The following is a 2,176-nucleotide window of genomic DNA, read 5'->3' as shown; positions in this document are numbered from 1 at the left end:
TCTTACCTGCGGAAACGCAGCATCAAGGCAGTCATCCCGGAGAAGAAGGACCAGGCTGCCAACCGGAAGAGGAAAGGCCGCCGGGGCGGCCGCCCCACATGCCACGACGGCGATCTTTACAAGGAGCGGAACACCGTTGAGCGGCTCATCAACAAGTTGAAGGCCTGGCGGGGCATCGCCACTCGATACGACAAGACGCCCGAGAGCTACCTCGCCGGCCTCCACCTCCGTGCCTCGATGATCTGGATCAACGACCTCCTGAAGGCAACTGGCTGATCACAACATCACACACACCCTAGTACCCCGTTCACACCCCCGCGTGTACCCGCGCATGCCTGGTACACGCTGTACGCCCTCGACGCGAAGGCATTACCCGCACTGTGCAGGGCAGCACTGCTGGGTGAAGGTCTTGATATGCAAGTATCACCGACATGGCAGAAGGGCACATGGCGGATCCCGAACGAGCTGAGCAGGCACCACGGCCCGTCGGGCTGTCGGTCGTGCCCACCGCCACCGACGGCATCCGCGTGCTGACCCTGGCCGGAGAGATCGACCACCACACCGGCGACCAGCTCAGGCAGGCCCTGGACATCTCCCCCACCGCCCGGCCCCGCATCGTGGTCGACATGCGGCAGATCACCTTCATGGACTCCACCGGCATCAACATCCTCATCGCCGCCCACCAGGCCGTCACCGAGGCCGGCGGCTGGCTGCGCCTGGCCGGCCCCGCCGGAGCAGTGATGCGCATACTGCAGATCGTCGGCGTCGACGAGGTCATCGACTGCCGCCCCACCCTGCGTGAGGCACTCAGCCCCTGACGCGGACCGCTCGATCTCTGGGCTGCGGCGGGCGCCGAGGATCGCGACCGTAGGAGTGAAGGAGGCAGGTCCGAACGGGCGAGGACGGAGGCGGTCCGTCATGCTCAGGCCACATCCTTCGCTCCTGCGGGAGCTCGTCGAACGCTGCGAGACGCTCAGGCGGCGCCTCGCGCCGGCGGCAGCGAGGAGACCAGGCGCCAGCTCGAGGACGCGTCGTACACGCTGTGCATGGTCACCGGCACCCGCCAGCTGGACACAGCTTGTACGTGGCCCGCCAGCAGCTGACCGACGCGATGCGACGCCAGCAGCCCCTCCGACGCTGAGCATGCGCGGGCCCCGACGACCCCCGACCACCGCCGCATCGTCGGCGGCCCGGCGGCGACGCGCAACGCTCGGGGGCGAGCGCGCCTGATCCCCGGCAGCATCCGCGCCGCCCACTCCGCCCTGGCGCCGTGGGAGAACTCCGGGGGCCGGTGCGCTGCACCCAGTCCCGCTCGATGTCCTCACCTGATGCGTCGAGATCCCCGACGTACAGCAGGTGCGCTTCGCGCGGGTCGCGGGCGGTGCGCTGGCGGACGATGTCGACGCAGGACTGGGAGCCGAAGCCGCGGACCACCAGGACCGGGATGCCGTAGTCGGCGAGCCAGCCGGTGAGCAACTGGCGCAGGGTGTCCTTCTCCGCCGCCAGGGCGTGCTCCTGGCCGTGAGTACGGTCCAGGGCGAACCAGTCGACGGCTTCGCCCAGGAAGGCGCCTGCGTCGGGCCAGGCTGGCGGGACGTGGACCTCGCGCAGGGTGTCGACCAGTCCGGGAAGTGGCCCTCGCGGCGGGCCTGGGCGAGCCGGGAGGACAGGCGGCGGTACATCGACGGTGTGTGGGGAAGCACGCCTTCGGAGACGAGCCGGTACATCACCTGGCGCAGCGTGACGCCGCCCTCGTAGCTCTCCACTGGCTTTGTCCACGAGAAACCGACAGCACCAGTACATGAGATGGGGAGGCGTCGGCGGGGCGTCGTGTTCGAACGGGGACCCGGATGGTGGGCAGGCCGCTCCTCGGAGCGGCGCTGGGCCCGACCGTAGAACCTTAGGAGCGGGGCGGGAGCTCTTGTGTGTTTGCGAGATCGCATCCACTGCTCCGGCTGAACTGGGCCGGGCTGCGGCTGGAAAAAGTCTGTGCGCCTGCCGGTACGGCCGGAATTCTGTAGGACGGCAATCCGACCATGTGCACATCAAACAGGGAGATATGCATGACCGGTCTTCGCAGACTCGCAGCCACCCTCGCCGCATGCGGCGCCTTCGCCCTTGCTGCAACCGCAGCCCAGGCCGCCCCCGACCCGCAGGCGCAGGCGCCCTTCCGTAC

3 protein-coding genes and 1 pseudogene are annotated in these 2,176 nt (G+C 68.8%); all 4 read left to right on the top strand.

All coding sequences use genetic code 11. The annotated features are described in order from the left end of the window. Positions 1-276: pseudogene (locus tag CA983_RS42970) on the top strand (IS5/IS1182 family transposase); the annotation flags it as partial. A gap of 155 nt (positions 277-431) precedes the next feature. Next, positions 432-818 carry an STAS domain-containing protein gene (locus CA983_RS42965; protein WP_086606031.1) on the top strand — a complete coding sequence of 129 codons (387 nt, stop codon included), beginning with the start codon at positions 432-434 and terminating at the stop codon, positions 816-818. A gap of 144 nt (positions 819-962) precedes the next feature. Then, positions 963-1,103 (top strand): DUF5133 domain-containing protein, encoded by a 141-nt coding sequence (locus CA983_RS49765; protein ID WP_086606032.1) that lies wholly within the window; start codon positions 963-965, stop codon positions 1,101-1,103. 253 nt (positions 1,104-1,356) lie between these two features. Continuing rightward, positions 1,357-1,758, top strand: a complete 402-nt coding sequence (locus CA983_RS46985; RefSeq protein ID WP_167407561.1) for a hypothetical protein — start codon at positions 1,357-1,359, stop codon at positions 1,756-1,758. The last annotated feature ends 418 nt before the right edge of the window (positions 1,759-2,176 follow it).

Source organism: Streptomyces swartbergensis (genome assembly GCF_002148965.1).
Lineage (GTDB): Bacteria > Actinomycetota > Actinomycetes > Streptomycetales > Streptomycetaceae > Streptomyces > Streptomyces swartbergensis.
Note: the sequence above shows the minus strand (reverse complement) of the source record. Positions and strands in the feature narration are given on the sequence as shown.